This is a genomic window from Microbispora sp. H10885 (assembly GCF_014161415.1).
Classification (GTDB): Bacteria; Actinomycetota; Actinomycetes; order Streptosporangiales; family Streptosporangiaceae; genus Microbispora; species Microbispora triticiradicis.
Genome location: NZ_JABBWY010000005.1, coordinates 69,210 through 90,271, shown reverse-complemented (window position 1 = coordinate 90,271; position 21,062 = coordinate 69,210). Strand labels below are relative to the sequence as shown.

Genomic DNA, 21,062 nt, shown 5'->3' with positions numbered 1-21,062 from the left:
GCACTCTAATGGATCTTGCGCGGTGCGGGTGAGGAGCTGAGGTCCGGGCGGTTCAGGCCGTCCGCGGGGCGGCCGCCGGGCCGAAGAGATGGTCGAGGTGGTAGTCGATGATCGCGGCGGCGGCCTCGTGGCTGCGCTGCCGGCTGAGGACGCTGGAGGTCAGGCCGTTGGCGAGCGCCAGAAGGGCGGCGACCTCGGTGCGCGGGTCGCGGTCGGAGGTGATCTCCCCGGCCTGCTGCGCGGTGGTGAGCCGGGTGGTGAGGAAGTCTTCCAGCGCGTTGGGGAGCGTGAGCCCGGCCGCGGCGAGCGCGGGGTCGGTGAGGGCGGCGGTGTAGTAGGCGGTCCAGGCCAGGGAGTCCAGCCGGCTCTGCTCGTCGGAGGGAAGGATCGCGCCGAGGACGGCGGCGAAGAGACCTCGAGTGGACAGCTCGCCCGTGGCGACGGCGGCCCGCTGCCGGACCCGGCGGTCCATGCGGGCGCCCAGTTCGGTGAGGCCGGAGTCGAGCAGGGCCTGCTTGTTCGTGAAGTAGTACTGGACGACGCGTAGCGAGACCCCGGCCTCGGCGGCGATCTCACGCATCGACACGGCCTGCAGGCCGCGGGTGCCGGCGATGCGTAGCAGCGCCTCGGTCAACCGGCGCCGCCGCTCGTCATGGTCCACCTGTTTCGGCATGCCGGTTTCCTAGTCGCGGTCCGTGCTGTGCTTCGGTGGTGAACTCTCGGCCCGGGCTCGGCCGGGGAAGGTGAGGATCCGCTCGACGACCAGGTCCGGAGCCTCGACGGGCAGCGCGTGTCCGGCACCGGGCACGATCTCCACGCGCCAGGACGGCGCGATGCCGGTCAGCCGCGCGGCCACCGCCTCCGCGTCGAGCAGCGCGCTGCGGGCGCCCAGCAGCACCTGCACGGGTACGGACACCTCGCGTATCTGCTCGTCGGTGTAGGCGGGCGGGACGGGCATACGCCGGCGGAAGGACCAGCCGGCCCGCATCAGCTCCACCAGCCCATCCTCGCGCAGCACCCCGTTGTCGACCACGCCGGCCATGCGGTGTCGCAACGTACGAGGAAGCGTGGAGGCGACGGCTCCGGCAAGGGCCCACCGGATGAACCGCCTGGGCAACGGCGCGAAGCCGCCCGGGTCCACCAGCGTCAGCGCGGCCACCCGGCCGCCCCCGCCACGCTGCTGTTCCATCGCGGTCCAGCCGCCGTACGAGGACCCCACCACATGCGCGCGCTCGGCACCGGTCGCGGCCAGGACGTCGGTGAGCCAGCCGCCGACCTCGGCTCCGGTCGTGAGCGGCCGCGTCTGGACCGAGCGGCCGGGCTCGCCGAGCGGATCGACGGCGAGGACCGGGCGCGTGCGCGCCAGCGGCTCCATGTAGCGGTACCAGGCCAGCGCGTTTCCCCCGGCGCCGGCCAGGAGGACCACGGGATCTGCCGTGGTGGGCCCGGCCCGGAGGATCCGCACACGGCCGGCGCGGGTCTCGACGTCGGCGGCGTCCACCGGCGCCGGCCACAACTCGCCGAGCACCCGGTCATAGGCGGCGTGGTACCTGTCACGCGCGGAGTCGCCGGTGAAAGCCGACGGCCGGTCAGGTGTACGCATGGCGTGCCCCGTCCCCTCTGAATGGATACAGTCGTATCCTAACGCCGCGGGACTCGGCAGAACCGGATGCCGGATGGGGGCGTCCTATGGGGTGTGCGGACGCGGATGAGGTGCGTGACGGCGGCGCTGGCCGCGATGGTGCTGGCGGCGTGCGGGTCGACCCTGCCGCGCGATCTCGAGACCTGGAACGAGGCCGACGCCCGGGGCGACACGCCCGCCGAGCGCCCGTCGCCCCCCTGCCTGACCGGTTCGCCGACGCCTCGGTCCGGCCCGGGCGAAGACGGCGGGCGGGCCGGAGAGTGGCGGGGCGCGTACTACGACTACCGCGACCGCCTCATGGGCCTGGCCGTCACCCGGGAGAAGACCGTGTGGGCGGCCGGCACCCGGGTGCCCCACGCCTGTGGGCCCGAGACGAGTGCGCCGCTGCTGCTGCGCGGAGACGGCGGACGGTGGCGGGAGGTCGCGGCTCCGCCGGTGACCGAGCCGCGTGCCGTGGCCGCCGCCTCCGACCGCGACGTGTGGCTGTTCGGGGAGACGACCGCCGCGCGCTGGGACGGGCGGAGGTGGACCACGGCGCCCGGCCCGGGTGGGAAACCGGATCGGGTGCACGCGGCGGCTCCCGGCGACGTGTGGGCGGTCGTGAACGCCAACTTCCTGGACGGAGCCGGGGGAGCCGAGGGGCCCTGGGGCTCCCGAGCCGATCTGCGGCGCTGGGACGGCAGGGCCTGGCGCACGGCACGGCCGCCGCTGGTCGCGAAAGACGTGGACGGCCTGCCCGGCGGTGAGGTCTGGGTGGCCGGTTCGAGCCGCGGCCGGGCGGCCGTCGCCCGGTGGAACGGCTGGTCCTGGAGCACGGTCCCGCTCCCCGCGGTTCCCGCGCTGCACCGGAACCAGCTCTCCGAGCTCGTGGACCTCGCGGTGGACGAGTCGGGCCGGGTGGCGGCCGTCGGCTGGGTCGCGTGGGTCTGCGGCACCGAGGAGGAGGACGTGACCTTCTGCGGCCGCACACTTCTTCTCCGGCGGGAGAACGGACGGTGGGGCTACAGCCTGGTCCCCGAGCCCGAGCTCGACCCCCACCTGCGGCTGGAGGCCGACGGCCGGGGCGGGTTCTGGCTGTTCTACGCGAAGAACGAGTGGAACACGGCGGTCGGTCACCTGTCGGGCGGCGAGTGGACGCACGGGACGTTTCCGGCAGGTCCGCTCGGGCACACCGGGGTGGGGTCCGTCGTCAGGGAGCCGGGGACGGCCCGCGTCTGGGCGGTGGCGGCGGACGGCACCGAGCGTGAGGAGCCGCCGTACCGGGGGAGCGGGATCTGGGTGGCCGGATGACCGGCCGGTGACCGCTGCTCGGGCGTGAGACGCGGGTGTGGCGAACACCTCCCGAAACGGACAGCCGAAGGCGCCGCGTCGACTTGCGCTCGGCCCTCTGTGAACGTATGTTCGAAGTAGCGGCGATTCTGCCCGAATCATCCGCCCGTCTTCCCCCGGGTGGCCACGAAGCCACAGGGAGAAGGAGTCTTGAGCAGACTTTACGGCGATCCGATCGAGGTGTGGGTGCGGGACGGGCAGCCTGTGCAGTTCGTCTGGCGTGACCGGCTCTACACCGTCCGCGAAATCCAGGATCACTGGGTGGTCGCCCGTGAATGGTGGAAGACCTCGGACGCCGATCCCGGGGAGCGGCGCTTCTGGCGGGTGGGGGCGGCGGCCGGCAGGGAGGTGGGGACCTATGAGCTGCGCTTCGACACCGCGAGCGACGGCTGGCTCCTCCTGAGGGCCTGGGACTGATGGGCCTGGGATCGATGGGAACGCTCCAGGAGCGGCCCTTCGCTCACCTGCACGTGGCGTCGGCCTTCTCCCTGAGGTACGGCACCGCGTTCCCGGACGCCCTCGTCCGGCGGGCCGCCGAGCAGGGCACGGACACGCTGGCGCTGACCGACCGAGACGGCCTCTACGGCGCGATCAAGCACGTCAGGGCGTGTCACGAGCGGGGCGTCCGCCCGATCGCCGGAGTGGACCTCGCTCTCGGCGCGGGCCCGCCGGCGGCGGGCGGCTCCGCCCCGCCCGCCGCCGAAGGCCCGTTCGCGGCCGAAGGGTCGTTCCCGGGCGGAGGGTCGTTCCCAAGTGAAGGGCTGTTCCCGGCGCCGGGCCGGCGGGCCGTACGGAGGACACCGGGCGAGCCGGCGCGGGTCGTCGTGCTCGCGCGCACCGACGGCTGGGCCTCGCTGTGCCGTCTCGTCACCACCGCGCACGGGGCGGGGGAGCGCGGCGAGCCGTACGTCACGCCGGGGATGATCGCCGAGCACGCGACCGGCCCGGACGGCGGGCCGCGCCTGACCGTGCTGCTCGGGCCCCGCTCCGGCTTCGGCCGCGCGGTGGCCGAACGGCGCGACGACCAGGCCCGCGCCCTGCTGACCGCCTGGCGCGCGGTGCTCCCCGATCTGGTCGTCGAGGTCTCCGACCTGTACGGCTACCGCGACGCGAACGTCGCCGCCCGCATGATCGGGCTGGCCGACTCGATGGGCGTGCCGGTCGTGCTGACCAACGCGGTCCGCTACCTGGACGCCGCCGATCACCAGGTCGGCAACGTGCTCGACGCGGCGCGCAAGCTCGTGTCCCTCGACGGGCGGCACATCGACGACCCCACGGCCCATGCGTACCTGAAGGACGGCGCGGAGATGGCGCGGGTGGCCGCGCGGATCTGCGGCGGCGACCCCGGCCGGGCCGGGCGGCTGCTGGCCGAGACGCGACGGGTGGCCGAGCGGTGCGTGCTCGACCCCGTCGAGATCGTGCCCATGCTCGAACCCGAACGGCCCCGGCTGCACCTGCCGGAGGTCGGCGAGGACCCGGTCCCCCTGCTGCGCCGCCGGTGCGAGGAGGGGCTGGCCCGGCGGGGCCTGGACCGCTCGGCGGAGGCCCGCGACCGCCTGGCGGCCGAGCTGGGGATCATCGAGCGGAAGCGGCTGTCGGGATACTTCACCGCGGTCGTCGGCATCACCGACATGATCCGGGCGATGGGCGTGCGGTGCGCGATCCGCGGTTCGGGGGCCGGCAGCCTGGTCAACTACCTGATCGGCGTCGGCGAGGTGAACCCGCTCGAACACGGCCTGCTGATGGAGCGCTTCCTGTCCGAGGGCCGTCCGGGCCTGCCCGACATCGACCTCGACGTGGAGTCCGCCCGCCGCCTCGACTGCTACCGGGCGATCCTCGGCCGGTACGGCGAGGACCGGGTGGCCTGCGTGTCGATGATGGAGACCTACCGCGCCCGCAGCGCGATCAGGGACGTCGGGGCGGCCATGGGCCTGCCGCCGCACGAGATCGACGTCATCGCCAAGGCGTTCCCGCAGGTGCGGGCCAGGCAGATCAGGGCCGCGCTGTCCGACCTGCCCGAGTTGCGGGACAGCGGGCTGAACGACCGGTCGCTCCAGGCCGTGTTCCGGCTGGCCGAGCGGCTCGACGGGCTGCCCCGGCACATCGCGCTGCACCCCTGCGGCGTGCTGATCGGCAACTCCACGCTGCGCGACCGCACCCCGGTCGAGCGCAGCCTGCTGGAGTTCCCCATGTCGCAGTTCGACAAGGACGACGTCGAGGACGCCGGCCTGCTCAAGCTCGACGTGCTCGGCGTGCGCATGCAGTCGGCGCTCGCCTACGCCCTCCAGGAGGTCGAGCGGGTGGAGGGCCGGCGGATCGACCTGGAGGCCGTTCCCCGCGACGACCGCGACACCTACGACATGATCCGCCTCAGCCGTACGATCGGGTGCTTCCAGATCGAGTCGCCGGGGCAGCGCGAGCTGGTCGCCAAGCTGGAGCCGCGCACCATGCACGACCTGATCGTGGACATCTCGCTGTTCCGCCCGGGACCGGTCAACTCCGACATGGTCACGCCGTACCTGGAGACCCGGCACGGTTTCCGGGAGGCGCGTTATCCGCACGAGTCGCTGCGCGAGGCGCTCCGGGAGACCAACGGGGTGGTCGTCTTCCACGAGCAGGTCATGAAGGTCATCGACGTCATGACCGGGGCGGGGCTGGCCGAGGCGGACCGGGCCCGCCGCGCCCTCGGGACGCCGGAGGGCCGCGAGGCCGTGCGGGCGTGGTTCGTGCCGCTCGCCCGGGAGAGGGGGTACGCCCCCGACGTCGTCGAGCGGGCGTGGAGGGTGCTCGACGCGTTCGGCGGGTTCGGGTTCTGCAAGGCGCACGCGGCGGCGTTCGCGCTGCCCACCTACCAGTCGGCCTGGCTCAAGCGGCACCACACCGCCGCGTTCCTCGCGGGCGTGCTCACCCACGACCCCGGCATGTACCCGAGCCGGGTGATCCTCGACGAGGCCCGCCAGTGCGGCGTGGACGTCCTGCCCCTCGACGTCAACCACTCCGGGAAGACCTGGCTGGTCGAGCGTACGGGTCCGGTGGAGGACGGGCCCGGGGGGTTCGGCCGCGGGTACGGCCTGCGGGTGCCGTTCTCGGCCGTACGGGGGGTGAGCGAGGCCGAGGTGGACCGCATGGTCGCCGGCCGGCCGTACACCTCGCTCGCGGACTTCTGGGAGCGGGCCCGGCCCTCACGGCCGGTCGCCGAGCGGATCGTGGAGGTCGGCGGGTTCGACGCGCTGCACGGCCTGCGGCCGGGGGAGCCGCGCTGGCGTCCCGGACGGCTGACCAGGCGCGACCTGATCGCCCAGGTCGGCGCGCTCGACCGCGGCGCCGCCGGCGCGGCGGGGCAGCTGCCGATGGGGTTCACCGAGCGGGTCGCGCCCGGCGAATTGCCGGAGATGACCGAGGCCGAGGCCGTCGAGGCCGAGCTGGCGATCCTCGGCATGGACGTCAGCCACCACGTCATGGACTTCTACCACGACCTGCTCGACGCGCTCGGCGTGACGAGGTCCGCCGACCTGCTGCGGCAGCGCAACGGCGCGGAGATCCTGGTCGCGGGGGTCAAGGTCGCCACCCAGACGCCCGCGGTGCGCTCGGGGCAGCGGGTCATCTTCACCACCCTGGACGACTCCACCGGCCCGATCGACCTGACCTTCTTCGAGTCGGTGCAGGCGCACACGGCCGCGACGGTGTTCGGTTCGTGGCTGCTGGCCGCCCGGGGAGTGGTGCGGCGCACCGGGATCAGGGCCGTCTCGCTGCGCGCCGTGCACTGCTGGAACCTCGCCGACCTCGACCACGTGTGGCGCACCCGGGGGCTCGACGCCGTACGCGCCGTGCTCGGCGAGGTGCCCGTGCCGGGCGCCGGAGTGGGCGGGCGGCCCATCGAGTACGGCAACGGCTTCCGGGTGTCGCCCTACTCCGACAACGGGGCCCCGCCCGCCGCGCGGGAGGGACGGCTCCCCGGCCATCCGGGAGAGCCCCAGCGGCGGCTCTGGCACGCCAGCTCCGGCAGTTCGGGGCCCCCGCCCGGCCGCTGACGGGCCGTGCCGTCACCTGCTGCGGCGCGCCGCGCGCCGGCGCCCTTCATCGCGCCCTCCATGGCACTGTCCATGGCGCTGTCCATGGCGCTGTCCATGGCGCCGTCCGCCGCGATGCGCACCGGGCCGCTCGGCGTGCCGGTCGCTCCGCCGGGCGCTTCGAAGAGCGCTCCGGTCTGCTTGAGGCGGGCCGGCGGGCGGGCGGCGCCCCGCCTGTCGCGCCCGCGGTCGGCCACGCCCGCGTGCCGGTCGGTGACCTCGCGGACGGCGGCGCCGCAGAGGATCGCCGCGACGGTCACCGCGGCGACCTGCGGCAGGCCGAGGCCGGTCAGCCCGTCCCGCGCCGGGCCGGCGAACACCAGGCCGAGCGCGGCCAGCCAGCTCAGCCACCAGCAGGCGAGCGTCGCCCGCCACCGGACGCGGCCGGGCCCGTCGCCCGGAGCGCCGGGCGCCCCGGTAGTCGCGCCGTAGGCGGGATCGCGGTCGTCCCCGTCGGCGCGCCGCGCGTGTCCCGGACCCCTGCGCCCGGGCGCCGGCGTCTCACGCCACGCCAGGTCGGCCAGGATCGGCGGCATCACCAGGTTGATCCCGGGCACGAGGCAGGCCACCGCGAGCACCGCGGGCGGGGTGGCCGGCCGTACGAGACGCAGCCAGGCCAGATAGGCGAACGCGGCCGCCACGGTGGCGGTCAGCAGCACCAGGACGAGCACGGCGAACGCCGTCGCCGCGCCGCTGACGGCCCGTGCGGCGGGGGAGGCGGGGTCGCCGCCGAAGGCCGCGATCTGGGCGGCCAGCCGCCTGCCCCTGGCCTGCTCGAACACCGCCAGCGCGGCCAGCGAGACGACCTGGGCGGCGAGGCCCGCGTACACGCCCGCGGCCGCCCGGCTCACCGGTGACGACGTGGACCGCATCTAGGTTCTCCCCTCGGCGCCGCTGTGACCTTCCTCACTCTTATCCCGTCCGCGACGCCCCTAATCAGGCCCCGCCCCGCTCGCCGATAAGGGAGGGTTACGTCGTTTGCGGTTCCGGGGGCGGAACATCCTGGGCCGGGGTCGACGGGAGCGTTCTGAGGCGGAGACCGTAGGCCTTCTCCAGCGACGTGTGCCGCCGGACCCGCCACACGAAATCCTCGAAACACTGGCATAGCGGTCGCTCGACTCCCGGATTTCCCGTTCCCTCCTGATGAACGGCTCCAGCGCGTCCCACGCCCTGCTCGCCCGATAGCCGAGAAGCGGGACGACCAGCCCCTCGTCCGCCATCTTCCGCGCCATGAAGGCGCCGCATCCGCTGTAGAAGCCGACGACCTTCGTGACGGCGAGAAAGGCCTCCTCGGGCAGCAGCATGCAGCCCGTTCCCGGATCGTGCTCGTCCCGCAGCCGCTGGACGACGTACCGCTCGGCGAGCTGGAACTCCGATGACCGGAATTCTTGAAACAGTTCGACCAGAACGGGGAGCTGGTTCGTGTGGTGCATTATCCGTATCTGCCGCAGCGCCGTCGCGACGGACACGGCGAGCGCGAGCAGAGAGACCGCCAAAGTGGCGGCGCCGAGCAGATCCATCCATTCCCTCGCAGCATCGATCCGCCTGTTTTCCGGGAAAACGACCGAGTTCGGGGAATCGTTCACGAGGAGAATCGGGCGGTCCTCGCGGTTTCGGGCCTCAGGCCGCGGCCACCACGACGTTCTCGCAGGAACCGTAGACGGATCGGGTGAAGACGCCCTCGTTTCCCTCGGTCAGGAACCGGGCCCAGAGCCCGCCGGGACGGTCGCCGAAAAGGAAGGGGCCGAGGACGGGGTAGGTCTCGACGACGCCGGCGTCGTTGTCGCTCCAGCTCAGGTCGACCTCGCAGGCGACGGGCTCGACGTACTCCTGCGCGACGCTGTCGCCGAGCCGTACGGCCTCGTCCAAGGCGCGCCGCCAGGTCGCGGCGGTGCATCCCCGGCCCACGAGGACGGCCTCGCCCTTCATGCCGATGCCGCGCTTCAGCACCATCGCCCGCTGGCCGGCCTCCAGGTGCTTGACCAGGTCTACCCGCTCGCCACGCCAGTCGACGGCTCGGTCGGCCACGATCCGGGTCCACGGCACGTAGCGCTCGACGAAGGCGCGTTCGGCCGCGCTCATCCAGGGCTGCCCCTCGGAGAGGAGGCCGAGCGCCTTCTTGTTGTCGAGCAGCCCGCACGTCTGCGTGGGCAGCAGCAGGCAGCCGGCGTCCAGAGCCTGGCGCACCGGCTCGATGTCGATGCCGAGTTCCCGCCACTCCGGCACCGTGAAGCAGCGGACCCCGATCGGGAACGCCAGGCGGTCGCCGTCCATCAGTCCGTGCGGCAGGTCCTCGGGGGTGAACAGCTCGGCGGAGATCCCCCGGTGGTGCAGGCGTTCGAGTTCGAGGTGGAAGTACTTGACCGCGATCCGGCTCGGCAGATCCCGCATGCTGGTCACCCAGGCGGCCCTCGGCTCCACGCCGAGACGGTCGCAGGCGTCGGCGACGAAGTCCGCCCGGGCGTGCACGGGGTCGGAACTGCGGAAGGGCGCCGTGCCGTACCGGTGGTAGGCGGCCCGCCAGGCCCTCAGCCAGGAATGGGTCTCGATGACGCCGCCGGGGGTGCCGCAGGGGTTGAACTCGATGAAGCGCGGCCCGTCGGCGCCGATGATGACGTCCGGCCTCGCCATGGCGGCGGCGAACTCCTCTTCGACGAACGGGTCGCCGACCACGAGGGGATAGTCCGCGGCGCTCGTGCCGAGCCCGTCGAGCCTGCCCCGCAGCGTCGGCGCGAGCCCGAGAACGGTGCGGCGCAGGAGGTCGAGCAGCACGCGGCCGGCGCGGAAGACCTCGGCGTAGGAGCGGCGCGGGATGACGATGGGCGAGAGGGGCAGCACCGAGGTCGGCATGAGGTGCGTGTCCGCCATGTAGTAGCGGACCAGGTCGCGGATCTGCCGGGGGCGCAGGCCCCGCGGGCGGATCGTCTGCCGGTCGCCGAACCAGTCGTGCGGCCGCGTCCGCTCCGCCGATCCGTTCATGGTGTTCACGAGCCGCCCACCGGTCCTCCCTGTGACGCGAGGGCATGGCCGGACGCCCCCTGGCAAACCGAACGCGAACCCGCATTCCGCGACTCGGAAACGAACGGGGCGAACACCTGTGGTTCCGGGTTCGCCATGCCGACGCTAGGAGCGCCGCGGCCGCCTGGCAATGAGATTCGGCGGTGGGGAAAAGTCCCTGATGGTCGGCCCGCCTCTGCCGCTATTCGCGCACAGGCGAATCTTCGGACTTGTTATGAGGGGATTGGCCGGGCGATTTCCGGGAAACGGCTCTGGGTATCCGCGAGGCTCCGGCGTCGCGCGAGAGTGGAGGAGAGTTGGGCGGCATCACCCTCAGCGAGACCGATCTTTCCCGGATAAGTGTGGCGTCCATGCCGTCGCTGGCGCTCGAAGTGTCGCTCAGCCTCCAGATCCTCGACAGGCGTTCCGCCGGCTCGTACGCGAGGTGGCGGTCGCGGACCCGCGCCCGGCTGAGGCTCGGCCACGGCGGCGGCAGGGCCGTCGGACACGGGACGACGGAACACGGCGCGATCGGACACGGCGCGTTCGAACACGGCGCGCTGAGGATCGTACGGCGCGTGATCGGCGGCGCGGGCACCCTGGCCGACCAGGTGCGCGTGGTCTCGTGGGCGGTCGGAAAGCACGATCCCCTCACGCTCCGCGCCGAGGCCGGCGCGGACGCCGGTGCCGAGGCCGGCGCCGGGGTCTCCGGCCACGGAACCCGCCGGCCGACGGCACCGCCTGAGTCCGTTCCCGCACAACCCGTGGTGTCCGCGCTGCTCTGGTACTGCGAGACGGTGATCGCGCCGTACTGGAACCGCTTCAGGGCGGCCGTCGAGTCGGAGCGGGCCGTCCACGCGCGGGCGCTGCTCAGCGGCGGCCCGGACGAACTGCTGCGGTCCCTGGGGCACGGCCTCGCGTGGAGACGGCCGAGGCTGTGGGTCGAGGGTGACGGGGAGGCCGGTCCGCGGCTCCGGGACGGCGGCGGCCTCGTCGTGGTCCCGTCCGTATTCTGCGAGCGCAGCGAGATCCTGTTGCCGGACGCCGACCGGCCCCTCCTGGTGCATCCCATGGGGACGTCCGCACGTGATCTGGCGCTGGGCCTGCGCAGCGGGCCGGGCGAGGGCGTGAACGGCCGGCGGGCCCTCAGGAACCTTCTCGGCGGCACCCGCGCGGCGATCCTCGCCGAACTCCACAGTCCGTACACGACCACGGAGGTCGCCCGCCGCCACGACCTGGCGCCCGGCACGGTCAGCAGGCACCTGTCGGTCCTCCGCGACGCCGGCCTGGTGGGCAGCCGCCGCCGGGCCAACGAGGTGCTGTACGTCGCCACGCCGCTGGGCCGCGCCCTCGTCGACTCCGTGTCGGGCGCCGGGTGAAGCTCCCCGATGCGCGCGTCCCGCAGCCTGAACCCGGCGGACCACTCAGACCGCCGGGTTGAGATCCGGTACGGCGCCGCCCCGGGCGGCGCGCCAGCGTGGCCCGACGTGCGCGATCAGGGCGAGCGTCAGCACCAGGGAACCGGCGCCGGCCAGGGCCATGGCGGTGCCCGTGCTCGTGAGCTCGGCCGCCGTCCCCGTCAGGGACGCGGCGACCGCCTGCATCGTCATCATGCCGCTCATGGCCAGGCCGAGGCCCTGCCCGCACAGCCGCTCGGGCATGGCCAGCACGAGCCGTTCCTGAACGCCGAGCGTGGAGCCGAACCCGAACGACGCCACGGCGACCGCGACCAGGGCGCCCGGCCCGGGAGGGATCACGAGGAACGCCAGATAGGGCACCGCGAGCAGAAGGGACAGGGGCAGGATCAGCCGGCCTCTGAGCTCCGGCGTGAGACGCCCGACGACGACGTCGCCGAGGAGCATGCCGGCCCCCGCCGCCACGAACAGCGCGCCGGCCATGTCCCCGGCGTACGGCACGTAGAGCGCCTCGGCGCCGACGACGAGACCGTTGGGCAGCCAGTGCGCCAGGAGCAGGCCGCGGGTGCGCCGGTCCGCGAAGAGCGTCCGGTTGCCCGCCCACGTGGCTCGCACGGCGCCTCCGGCGGGGCCGCGCGAGGGCCTCGGCCGCAGCCCGGACCAGCTCACCGCGGCGGCGCCCAGCGCGGCGAGGGCCGCGACCCAGAGAGCTCCCGAGACACCGACGGAGGTGACCAGGATGCCGCCGGCGGCGAATCCGAGTATCTGCATCACGCCGACGACGACGTTCAGCAGCGCCCGGCCCGGCACGTACTGCTCCCGGCCGAGGACGTCGGTGAGGAGGGCCTGCCGGACGGCGACGGCGACGGCGTCGCCGGAGCCGAGGAGCAGGATCGTCAGCAGCACGGCCCAGACCGGGAGCACGCCGAAGGCCAGGCCGCACAGCGTCACCGCCCTGACGGCCTCCCAGACCGTGAGGGCGAGGCGAGGCGGAAGCCGGTCGGCCAGGGACATCACCGTCAGGGCGACGATCGCCTGCGGCAACAACCCGGCCAGAAAGGCGACCGCCGACAGGAGAGGCGAGCGGGTCGCCGCGAAGACGAGCGACGCCAGAGCCAGCTGCTGCATGGTCTTTCCGGCGATCGTCAGGCTGTGCCCGCAGAAAAGCGCCCGGAATTCGGGCACCTTCAGCACGTCACCATAACTCACCACGTCGACATCATGCGGCAGGCCTGATTATGCGGGCCATCTTTACGCCTGGAGGCGAAACATGGTCGTGCTCCGCGTCTCGGCGGACGATCTGGTGGGAATTCGATTCGCGCTGTCGCCGATCGGCGAGACCATCGCGGCGCTGCAGATTCTCGCGGGCCGCAGGCGCCCGGTGGAACTGCGTCCCTGGCGCGAGTACGGCCGCGCCGTCTACGCCGGTCTCTGCCGCCGCGATCCCACCGTCGCCGCCATAGCCGAGCTCGTGGCGACCACCTCCTGGCTGCCCGACTTCATCTGCGCGCCGCCGCCGGACCTGCGGACGACCGTCACCCGGGAACTGACCCGCATCGCCGAGACCCCGGACGCGCGGGCCCGGCACGACCTGGAGGTGAGCAGCGGCGGCCGTCCACTGGGTGAGGGCCTCGCCGGCTCGGGAGTCGCGGAGCGCGTCGCCGGCAGCCTGCTCTCCGTCTGGAGCGAACTGGTCGAGCCGATGTGGCCCCGCCTCCAGGCGATCGCCGAGCAGGACGTGCTCTACCGTACGGGCCTGCTGACCACGCACGGCTGGTCGGGAGCCCTGTCCGGGATGAACCTCGGGGTCCGCTGGCTCACCAGCGACCGCCTCGAGATCGCCGGTATCAGCGGACCCGACCTTGCGCTCGACGGCGCGGGCCTGACCCTGGTGCCCTGCACACTCGGCGGACGATGGCTGGCCACGGCTCCTCCGGAGGCCTGTGCGCTGATCTACCCGGCCCGCGGCGCCGGGCGGCTCTGGGGCGGCGGCCGGGTCGCGACGGACGGCGCCGACCGCCTGATCGGCCAGACCCGGGCCGCCCTCCTCCGCGCCCTCGACCAGCCGTCCACGACCACGCTGCTCTCCCGCAGGCTCGGCCTCAGCACGGGCGGGGTGGGCGATCACCTGGCGGTCCTGTACGACGCCGGCGCGGTGACGAAAACCCGCGACGGCCGGAGCGTCCTGTATCGGAGGACACCCCTGGGAGACGCTCTCGTCGAGCCCGGAGCCGCGGAATAGGAAATCACCCGGACCGGCCTGGCCGGCCATTTTCCGGGGGTTTTCTTCGCAGCGGAGAACCGCCTGGCCACCCCTTTTCAGAGGGGAAAAGAGAAGCGCGATTCAGGTGGCGCGTGCTGTCTGCCCTGCCCTGCCTTCGGCAAACAGACTACTTTGGGTCACGTCCTCCGCCGGGGTCCGGGCGTCGATACGCAGGCATTGTCACGTATGGTCGGCCCGATTAACCCGGCCGGTTCGTCACTTTAAGTGAATTGTTGCGAGCGCTTGACAATGCCGAAAGTTCATTTGTTATGGTGGAAAACGTTCGATGATCCACGGAAGTAGATCCCAGTGGATCTTTTATTACGGCATCTCGCCCGCGCGATCTCCGGCACCCTCGAATTGTGTGGTTCGAATCATGCCGTCATGTCCGGCAAAAGCCCAGGAGGAGTAATGTCGCATTCTCCGATCAGCATCCTTTCGCAGGTCGACTTCAACGGGCAACCGCTGGCCGAGGAACTGCTGATGAGAACGTTCCGCCAGCTCATGGACGAGCACGGATACGTCCTCATGTGCAACGTCCCCGACCGGTTCGACCCCGTGCGGTTCTGCCGCGCGCAGGGGACGTTCGTGCCGAACTACACCGGAGCAGTGGTCGGGGACGTCCGGCCGGAGCCAGGCATGGACGACGTCTACCACGCCGGCAACACGCGGCCCCTCACCCCGCACACCGAGGGCTACGACTTCGCGATCGCGCCGCCGCGCTACATCGCCCTGTGGTGTGTGACGCCGGCCGGCGGTCCGGGCGGGGAGACCACGCTCGCGGACACGCGTCCCTGGGTCGACGCGCTGTCGGAGGAGGAGCGCAAGATGCTCGAAGCCACCGACTACGACTGGAAGACCACCGAAGGGGTGCAGCGCCTCGGCCTGGACCTCAAGACGCGTCACCCGATCCTCGAGGACACCGAGGACGGACTGATCGTCCGATTCAGCTGCAACAACCTCCTGCGGGACGACCACGACCCGGTCGTCGAGATCCAGGAACGCTGGAAGGCCGCGTTCGACGACGACCACGTGGCGATCCACTACCACAGGAACGACATGCTCGTGTGGGACAACTGGCGGCTCCTGCACGCGCGCAACGCCTTCAGCGACCGCAGCCGCCACCTGCGCCGAATCCAGATCGCCGCCTGATCCCCCCACCCGACGAAGGGCCCCCACGTGTACCGGACCATGCTGCACAGCAAAATCCACCGCGCCACCGTGACCCAGGCCGACCTGCACTACGTCGGCTCCCTGACACTCGACCGGGACCTGCTCGACGCCGCCGACCTCCTGCCGGGCGAGAAGGTGGACATCGTCGACATCGACAACGGCAACCGCCTGAGCACCTACGTCATCGAGGGCGAGCGGGGCAGCGGGATCATCGGGATCAACGGCGCGGCGGCCAGGCTCATCTCGCCGGGCGACCTGGTGATCATCATCGCCTACAAGACCGTGGGCGAGGAGGCCGCGCGTCTCCTGCAGCCGAGGATCGTGTTCGTCGACCGGGACAACAGGCCCGTCGACGTCGGCCCCGACCCGGCCCGGGTGCCCGCGACGGCCGCGGCGGCCGGAATGTCCCGGCTCGTCCGGGGCGACCTGCTCGCGAAGGGATCCCCCCGATGACCGTCACCGCCGCCGCCCCGGTCGCGTCCGCGAGCGCGCCCGCCGCGGCCCGTCCCGCACTGGTCCGCTACTACGACGAACTGTCGCGGATACTCGCGCACGCCGAGACCCGCGCGCGGTCCGGGGCGCCGGACGGCGGCGCGTTCACCCCCGGCTGGAGCCTTCCCCCGCTCACGCCCGAACTCGAGGCGTTCTTCGCGCCCAGCCTGATCACCGCGCACGAGCTGGAGCCGTACAGGGACACCCGGCTGACTCTGCTGAACCTGATGCACAACCCCCGGACGCGTACGACCAAGACCTTCGCGTCCCTGATGATCGTCGCCCGGGCGGTCGCGCACATCCGGCGCACCGGCGAAGCAGTCATGATCATCACTCCGTCCAGCGCGAACAAGGCCACCGCGCTCCGGGACGCGGTCCAGCGGGCGCACGAGACCGGGCTGGCCGGCGAGGACGAACTCGGCATCGTCTGCGTCGTGCCCTCGGCGTCCCGCCACAAGCTGTGGCGTTCCGCCCTCGTCGAGGATCCTCAATCGCGCCGCCGCAACCCCCTCGCCGTCCTCGACTCCGGCGAGGCGGGACAGGTCAAGACGCTGGCGCGCGCGGTCGCCGACGAGGAGGCGCACGCCGTCTTCGACCGTCACGGCGTACGGCTCTGGCACTCGCTCGACCTGGCCAACTACGCGGTCGCGGACGCCGCCCGCGCTCTGTTCGAACGCGACCGCCTGCCGGCCGCGGCCCGGGTGCACGCGCACTCCGTGTCGAGCGCTTTCGGCCTGCTGGGCCACTTCTACGGCCAGCAGTGGCACACCGGCCGGGAGTGGCCCGGGACCGGCGCGCGATACTTCCTCGTCCAGCACCTGGGCACGCCCGACATGGTCGCCAGCCTCTACCACGGGACGTTCGGCTACCGGCCCGAGTGGACGTCACACGACGGGCTGCTCACGCAGCACGCCGACCCGCACTTCCCGCGCGTCGCCTACGCCTCCGACGAGGACCTCGACCCCACGTTCTACACCCGTACGCCGGTCACCTCGCCCCGCATGAACGAGATCATCAAGACCCAGGGCGGGGGCGGGATCGTCGTGTCGCTGGCCGAGTGCCTCGACCGCTACCCGTCGATCCGGCGCCTGCTGGAACCCGCGGGCGTCGACCTGCCGGCCGATCCGCGACAGGTCCGCGAATGGTCGCTGATCATGGCGGTCACCGGCGTCCTGAACGCGGCCGACCGCGGGCTGCTGGACCTGCGGGACGTCCTCGTCCACGGCTCGGGCTCCTACCACACCGGCGACTACCGGCCGCCCGAGGCCCACCACCTGTCCTCGATCGGCTCCCTCGGCGACCTGCGGGACGTCGTCCACGCGGCGGCCGCCCGGTAACGGCCCGGTCCTCCCAGGAGACACCCATGCCCGTCCACATCACCGATGCCGCACCCGCCTCCGTACCCCCGGAGCCCACCCCGAGCCCGCCCGGGGCGCCGGGCCTGACGCCCGCGCTCGCCCGGCTCGCCTACACGTGGAACAACACGCCCCGGCCGGTGTGGCGGGCCGCCCGCCGTCTGACCGACACCCTGGCCTCCTCCGTGCCGGTCGTCCTCTCCCACGCCGAAGGCGACGGCCCCGGCATCGCCTACGCCGGCCTGCCCGTCGGGCAGACGAACATCCTGCAACTCATGGAGCACCAGCGCGCCCAGCTGGGCTGGAAGACGGCGGGCCGGGACACCGGTTCGACCGGCTGGCGGGACGTCGCGGCGGGCCGCTGGCCGGACGCCGACCTGGTCGTCATCGGCGCGGAGGAACAGCGGATGAGCACGCTGCCCTCGCTCGGCGGTCTGACGGCGCCCTTCCGCATCCACCTCGTGGTCGACATCCCGGACGGCGAGGAGGAACTCCAGCAGCGGATATCCCGGCGTGAACGGTGGCAGTTCCGCCGCAACCAGCGGGAACACGACTGGAGGCTGGAGGAGGACTCCTCACCCGGGGCGCTCGACTTCTTCTACCACCGGATGCATGTGCCGACCATGGGTCACCGGCACGGCGACCGCAGCCGTACGGAGCGGCTCGCCGTCGCCCGGCACGCGATCCTCCCGCGTGGCACGCTCTTCTTCGTCGCCGACCGCGCGGGGACCCGCGTCGCCGGCGTCCTGTGCCAGTGGTCCGCGGACAGACGGACCCTGACCACCCGCCTCCTCGGCGTCCTGGACGGCCGGGACGAGCACTACCAGAGTGGTGCCTTCAAGGCCGTCTATCACCTGCTCCTGCTGTGGGCCTGCGCCCACCGTGTGCCACGGGTCGACTTCTTCGGCACCGAGGCCTTCGTCAGCAAGGGCATCTTCCAGTGGAAACGCAAGTTCGCGCCTCGCCTGGAACTGCCGCCGAACCACTTCTCGACGAAACGGATGCGGATCTACGTACGCCGCGACACCCCCGCGGTCAGGGACTTCCTCGTCGCCAACCCGTTGCTGCGGATCGACGACCGGCAGACCCTCACCCCGGTGTACTTCACCGACGCGCGGCGGCCACCGCGGCTGGATGTCAGCGCGCGGTGCCCGGGAGTCCCGGAACCCGAGATCGTCGACCTGGACGCGTTCCTGGGGTCCTGCCCGACGCCGCCGGGAAGCACGGCACCATGACCGGCACCACGACCGGCGCAGTGACCGGCGCCCGCGGCGTGGTCGTCATGGGCACCGGCGCCTTCGCCGGTGCCCTGGTGCGGTCGTTCGCCCACCTGGCGTCCGGCCCGGCCACCGTCCACGTCGTCAGCCGCGACCTGGGCCGGGCCCGTGACCTCTGCGCCGTCGCCGGCGCCCACGCGGCACTCGCGGGAACCGCCGTCGGGTTCTCGCCCCACGCGCTCGACGTGCCGGGGGGAGACGACCTCCGTCCTCTCCTCGCCCGGGTCCGGCCCGCGGCCCTCGTGCTCTGCGCCTCGGACCAGTCCCCCGCGGAGATGCGGTCCACACCCTCGGCCTGGACGGACCTGGTACGCGCCGCCGGGTTCGGCGTCACCCTGCCGCTCCAGGCGGCCGTGGTCCTGCGCTGCGCGCGGGCGAGCGCGGAGGCCGGCGGGGACACGGCCGTGATCAACGCCTGCTTCCCCGACGCGGTCAACGGCATGGTGTGCGCCGCGGGCGTGCCCGTGCTGTGCGGCCTGGGCAACGTGTCCAGCCTCGCCATGGCGCTCCGCGCCCATCTGGGCGTACGCGAGGCGTCACGGCTCAGGCTCCTCGCCCACCACGCACATCTCCACCCCCCGCCGAGCCCCGCCGAGGAGGCGCTCGCCTGGCTCGACGACCGGTCACTCGGCGACGTCGCCGACATTCTCGGCCGGATCCGGGCACGGCCCCGCGAACATCTCAACGAGATGGGAGCCGCGGAGGGCGCTGCGGTGCTGGACGCCGTCCTCCACGAGGAGCGCGGCTACGCCGGGCACGTGCCCGGGCCCCGGGGGCTGCCCGGCGGTTACCCGGTCACGATCACCGGCCGCGACGTGAGTCTCCGTCTCCCCCCGGAGACGGCGGAAGGAGAGGCCGTCGCGTGGAACACCGCCCGCGCGGAACTCGACGGCCTCGTGGTGGACCGGCACGGCACCGCCCGTCCGACTCCCCGCGCGCTGCGGGCGCTCCGGCGGCACTGGCCCGACGCCCCCGCCGCCTTCGGCCCGCGGGACCTCGACGACCTCCGTGCCGAGCAGTTGCGGCTGCGTCGCCGGCTGCGCGGCCTCCCGTCCCACCACTCCGGTGAAGGGCCGGACGCTGCGGCCCGCTGATCAGTTCGCTCACCCCAGGAAGGAAACCCGATGTGCGGCATTGTGGGATGGATCGACTTCACGCGTGATCTGCGGCAGGAGACGCCGGCGCTGCGGCGCATGACCCGGACCATGTCCCTGCGCGGGCCCGACGCCGAAGGCATGTGGACGGGCCCGCACACGGCGCTCGGTCACCGCCGGCTGTCGATCATCGACCTCGAGGGCGGCACCCAGCCGGCCATCGCCCGCCACGGGCCGTACGACGAACCGGTCGTGCTCGTCTACAGCGGCGAGGTCTACAACTTCCAGGAGCTCCGCGGCACGCTCATGGCCCGCGGCCACCGCTTCACGACACGCTCGGACACGGAGGTGGTCCTGCGCGCCTACCTCGAATGGGGCGCGAGCTGCGTCGAGCGCTTCAACGGCATGTTCGCCTTCGCGATCTGGGACGCCTCCCGGGAGGAGCTTCTCCTCGCCCGCGACCGCATCGGCGTCAAGCCGCTCTACTACCACGCCTATCCGGGCGGCCTGCTGTTCGCCTCCGAGCCCAAGGGCATCATGGCCAGCCCGCTCTTCACCCCCGTCGTGGGCGAGGAGAGCCTCCCGATCCTCTTCAACGCCCGCCTCTCGCTGCCCGGCGAGACCCCGCTGCGGGGACTGCGGGAGGTGCGCCCGGGACACCTCGTCCGGTTCTCGCGCGCCGGCGCCAGCGAGTTCCCCTACTGGCGCCTGGTCAGCCGGGAGCACCGCGACGACCTGAAGACGACCGTGGGAACCGTGCGGGAGCTCTTCGAAGACGTCGTCGACCGGCAGCTCGTCGCGGACGTGCCGCGCTCCGCCATGCTCTCCGGCGGGCTGGACTCGACCATCATGTCCGCCCTGGCCCACCGCAGCCTCACCAAGGCCGGCGAGGGACCTCTCAACACCTTCTCGGTCGAGTTCGCGGGCGACGACAGCGACTTCAGGCCCACGGAGCTGCGGCCCGAACCCGACGGCCCGTACGCCCGGCTGGCCGCCCGTCACCTCGGCACCCGGCACCATGACATCGTCCTGGAGACCGCGGACGTCATCGGCGCCCTTCCCGCGGCGCGCCGCGCCCGTGACCTGCCGTCGCTGGGACAGTTCGACACGTCCATGTACCTGCTGTTCAAGGAGATCCGGCGGCACTCCACCGTGGCCCTTTCGGGGGAGGCCGCCGACGAGGTGTTCGGCGGATACCCGTGGTTCCACGACGAGCGCCTGGTCCGGCGGGACCGCTTCCCCTGGATCGGGGACGCCCCGCGCCTGGCCGACTGCTTCGCGCCGGACCTGCACCGCCGGGTCCGGCCGGCGGACGCGGAGCACGACCGTTACCTGACGCTGAAGGCGGAGGTTCCGCGCCTCCCCGGCGAGACGGGCCTGAACGCGCGTATGCGCGAGGTCATGTACTTCAGCCTGAAGGGCCCGCTCACCTATCTCCTCGACCGGAAGGACCGGATGAGCATGGCGGTCGGCCTGGAGGTCCGGGTGCCGTACTGCGACCACCGGCTGATCGAGTACGTCTGGAACGTGCCCTGGGAGATGAAGAACGCGGACGGCCACTGGAAGAGCCTGCTGCGGCTTGCCTTCGCCGACATCCTGCCTCAGGCGACGCTGGACCGCGCGAAGAGCGGATATCCCGGGACGCACGACCCCGCCTACGAGGCCGAGGTCATGCGGTCGATCGACAAGATCCTCACCGATCGGAGCTCCCCACTGTTCGGCGTGTTCGATCCCCAGCGGGTGGAGGACCTCACCCGGGCCGGGTCCAAGACCATGACCTGGCTCAACGCCAGCCACCTGCTGCTGCCGATCCTCGAGGTGGACGCCTGGATGCGGGCGTACGGCGTGACGCTGGCCTGAGCGGGGCGGCCTCCGCCGCCCGTGGCGTCCGCGTGGCGCAGCGCCCGGTTCCGCATGCCGGAACATCCCGGCCATCGTGTGTGCCGGCCCCGCCG

At 72.6% G+C, this 21,062-nt stretch carries 16 protein-coding genes; 11 read left to right on the top strand and 5 right to left on the bottom strand.

All coding sequences use genetic code 11. The features are described 5' to 3' along the window. Window positions 1-52 precede the first annotated feature (52 nt). Complete coding sequence (locus HHX37_RS14515) at window positions 53-673, bottom strand: TetR/AcrR family transcriptional regulator (RefSeq protein WP_182885731.1); 621 nt, start codon at window positions 671-673, stop codon at window positions 53-55. A 9-nt stretch (window positions 674-682) separates the two neighbouring features. Then, window positions 683-1,603 carry an alpha/beta fold hydrolase gene (locus HHX37_RS14510; protein ID WP_182885730.1) on the bottom strand — a complete coding sequence of 307 codons (921 nt, stop codon included), beginning with the start codon at window positions 1,601-1,603 and terminating at the stop codon, window positions 683-685. 114 nt (window positions 1,604-1,717) lie between these two features. On the opposite strand from HHX37_RS14510, the gene HHX37_RS14505 reads away from it, so the two are divergent. From HHX37_RS14505 to HHX37_RS14495, 3 genes are all read left to right on the top strand, one after another. Next, window positions 1,718-2,932 carry a hypothetical protein gene (locus tag HHX37_RS14505; RefSeq protein ID WP_182885729.1) on the top strand — a complete coding sequence of 405 codons (1,215 nt, stop codon included), beginning with the start codon at window positions 1,718-1,720 and terminating at the stop codon, window positions 2,930-2,932. A gap of 189 nt (window positions 2,933-3,121) precedes the next feature. Further along, entirely contained in the window at window positions 3,122-3,388 is a 267-nt protein-coding gene (locus HHX37_RS14500) for a DUF6504 family protein (RefSeq protein WP_138462006.1), read from the top strand. Window positions 3,389-3,402: 14 nt separating this feature from the next. Beyond that, window positions 3,403-7,002 (top strand): DNA polymerase III subunit alpha, encoded by a 3,600-nt coding sequence (locus HHX37_RS14495; RefSeq protein ID WP_182885728.1) that lies wholly within the window; start codon window positions 3,403-3,405, stop codon window positions 7,000-7,002. 971 nt (window positions 7,003-7,973) lie between these two features. Here the strand turns inward: HHX37_RS14495 and HHX37_RS14490 are convergent. Both HHX37_RS14490 and HHX37_RS14485 read right to left on the bottom strand, forming a co-directional pair. Beyond that, window positions 7,974-8,627, bottom strand: a complete 654-nt coding sequence (locus HHX37_RS14490) for a hypothetical protein (protein ID WP_182885727.1) — start codon at window positions 8,625-8,627, stop codon at window positions 7,974-7,976. Between the two features lie 34 nt (window positions 8,628-8,661). Continuing rightward, on the bottom strand, window positions 8,662-10,020 hold the full coding sequence (locus tag HHX37_RS14485; protein WP_182873733.1) for a hypothetical protein: 1,359 nt from the start codon (window positions 10,018-10,020) through the stop codon (window positions 8,662-8,664). A gap of 335 nt (window positions 10,021-10,355) precedes the next feature. On the opposite strand from HHX37_RS14485, the gene HHX37_RS14480 reads away from it, so the two are divergent. Then, the gene (locus tag HHX37_RS14480) at window positions 10,356-11,417 is read left to right on the top strand and encodes an ArsR/SmtB family transcription factor (protein WP_182885726.1); all 1,062 of its coding nucleotides are present in this window, start codon (window positions 10,356-10,358) and stop codon (window positions 11,415-11,417) included. A gap of 45 nt (window positions 11,418-11,462) precedes the next feature. On the opposite strand, the gene HHX37_RS14475 is transcribed toward HHX37_RS14480, so the two are convergent. Next, entirely contained in the window at window positions 11,463-12,665 is a 1,203-nt protein-coding gene (locus HHX37_RS14475; RefSeq protein ID WP_182881604.1) for an MFS transporter, read from the bottom strand. Window positions 12,666-12,723: 58 nt separating this feature from the next. Between HHX37_RS14475 and HHX37_RS14470 the strand changes: the two genes are divergently transcribed. The 7 genes from HHX37_RS14470 (at window position 12,724) to asnB (ending at window position 20,967) form a co-directional block, all read left to right on the top strand. After that, the gene (locus HHX37_RS14470; RefSeq protein WP_182881605.1) at window positions 12,724-13,695 is read left to right on the top strand and encodes an ArsR/SmtB family transcription factor; all 972 of its coding nucleotides are present in this window, start codon (window positions 12,724-12,726) and stop codon (window positions 13,693-13,695) included. A gap of 432 nt (window positions 13,696-14,127) precedes the next feature. Continuing rightward, on the top strand, window positions 14,128-14,868 hold the full coding sequence (locus HHX37_RS14465) for a TauD/TfdA dioxygenase family protein (RefSeq protein WP_138462000.1): 741 nt from the start codon (window positions 14,128-14,130) through the stop codon (window positions 14,866-14,868). A gap of 27 nt (window positions 14,869-14,895) precedes the next feature. Beyond that, window positions 14,896-15,342, top strand: a complete 447-nt coding sequence (gene panD / locus HHX37_RS14460) for an aspartate 1-decarboxylase (protein WP_138461999.1) — start codon at window positions 14,896-14,898, stop codon at window positions 15,340-15,342. Beyond that, window positions 15,339-16,718 (top strand): DUF6002 family protein, encoded by a 1,380-nt coding sequence (locus tag HHX37_RS14455; RefSeq protein WP_182885725.1) that lies wholly within the window; start codon window positions 15,339-15,341, stop codon window positions 16,716-16,718. The genes panD and HHX37_RS14455 overlap by 4 nt, the downstream gene beginning before the upstream one ends. A gap of 26 nt (window positions 16,719-16,744) precedes the next feature. Then, window positions 16,745-17,971: a hypothetical protein gene (locus HHX37_RS14450; protein WP_182885724.1), complete on the top strand. Its 1,227-nt coding sequence runs from the start codon at window positions 16,745-16,747 to the stop codon at window positions 17,969-17,971. Then, window positions 17,968-19,107 (top strand): potassium transporter TrkA, encoded by a 1,140-nt coding sequence (locus tag HHX37_RS14445; RefSeq protein ID WP_182885723.1) that lies wholly within the window; start codon window positions 17,968-17,970, stop codon window positions 19,105-19,107. Before HHX37_RS14450 ends, HHX37_RS14445 begins: the two co-directional genes overlap by 4 nt. Before the next feature lie 30 nt (window positions 19,108-19,137). Next, on the top strand, window positions 19,138-20,967 hold the full coding sequence (gene asnB / locus HHX37_RS14440; protein WP_182873726.1) for an asparagine synthase (glutamine-hydrolyzing): 1,830 nt from the start codon (window positions 19,138-19,140) through the stop codon (window positions 20,965-20,967). The last annotated feature ends 95 nt before the right edge of the window (window positions 20,968-21,062 follow it).

What these genes read in the sequence shown, in the direction of transcription:
- HHX37_RS14515 (WP_182885731.1), bottom strand. Translation starts at nt 673, where the DNA reads ATGCCGAAACAGGTGGACCATGACGAGCGGCGGCGCCGGTTGACCGAG.
- HHX37_RS14510 (WP_182885730.1), bottom strand. Translation starts at nt 1,603, where the DNA reads ATGCGTACACCTGACCGGCCGTCGGCTTTCACCGGCGACTCCGCGCGT.
- HHX37_RS14495 (WP_182885728.1), top strand. Translation starts at nt 3,403, where the DNA reads ATGGGAACGCTCCAGGAGCGGCCCTTCGCTCACCTGCACGTGGCGTCG.
- HHX37_RS14485 (WP_182873733.1), bottom strand. Translation starts at nt 10,020, where the DNA reads ATGAACGGATCGGCGGAGCGGACGCGGCCGCACGACTGGTTCGGCGAC.
- HHX37_RS14470 (WP_182881605.1), top strand. Translation starts at nt 12,724, where the DNA reads ATGGTCGTGCTCCGCGTCTCGGCGGACGATCTGGTGGGAATTCGATTC.
- HHX37_RS14465 (WP_138462000.1), top strand. Translation starts at nt 14,128, where the DNA reads ATGTCGCATTCTCCGATCAGCATCCTTTCGCAGGTCGACTTCAACGGG.
- HHX37_RS14455 (WP_182885725.1), top strand. Translation starts at nt 15,339, where the DNA reads ATGACCGTCACCGCCGCCGCCCCGGTCGCGTCCGCGAGCGCGCCCGCC.
- HHX37_RS14450 (WP_182885724.1), top strand. Translation starts at nt 16,745, where the DNA reads ATGCCCGTCCACATCACCGATGCCGCACCCGCCTCCGTACCCCCGGAG.
- HHX37_RS14445 (WP_182885723.1), top strand. Translation starts at nt 17,968, where the DNA reads ATGACCGGCACCACGACCGGCGCAGTGACCGGCGCCCGCGGCGTGGTC.
- asnB (WP_182873726.1), top strand. Translation starts at nt 19,138, where the DNA reads ATGTGCGGCATTGTGGGATGGATCGACTTCACGCGTGATCTGCGGCAG.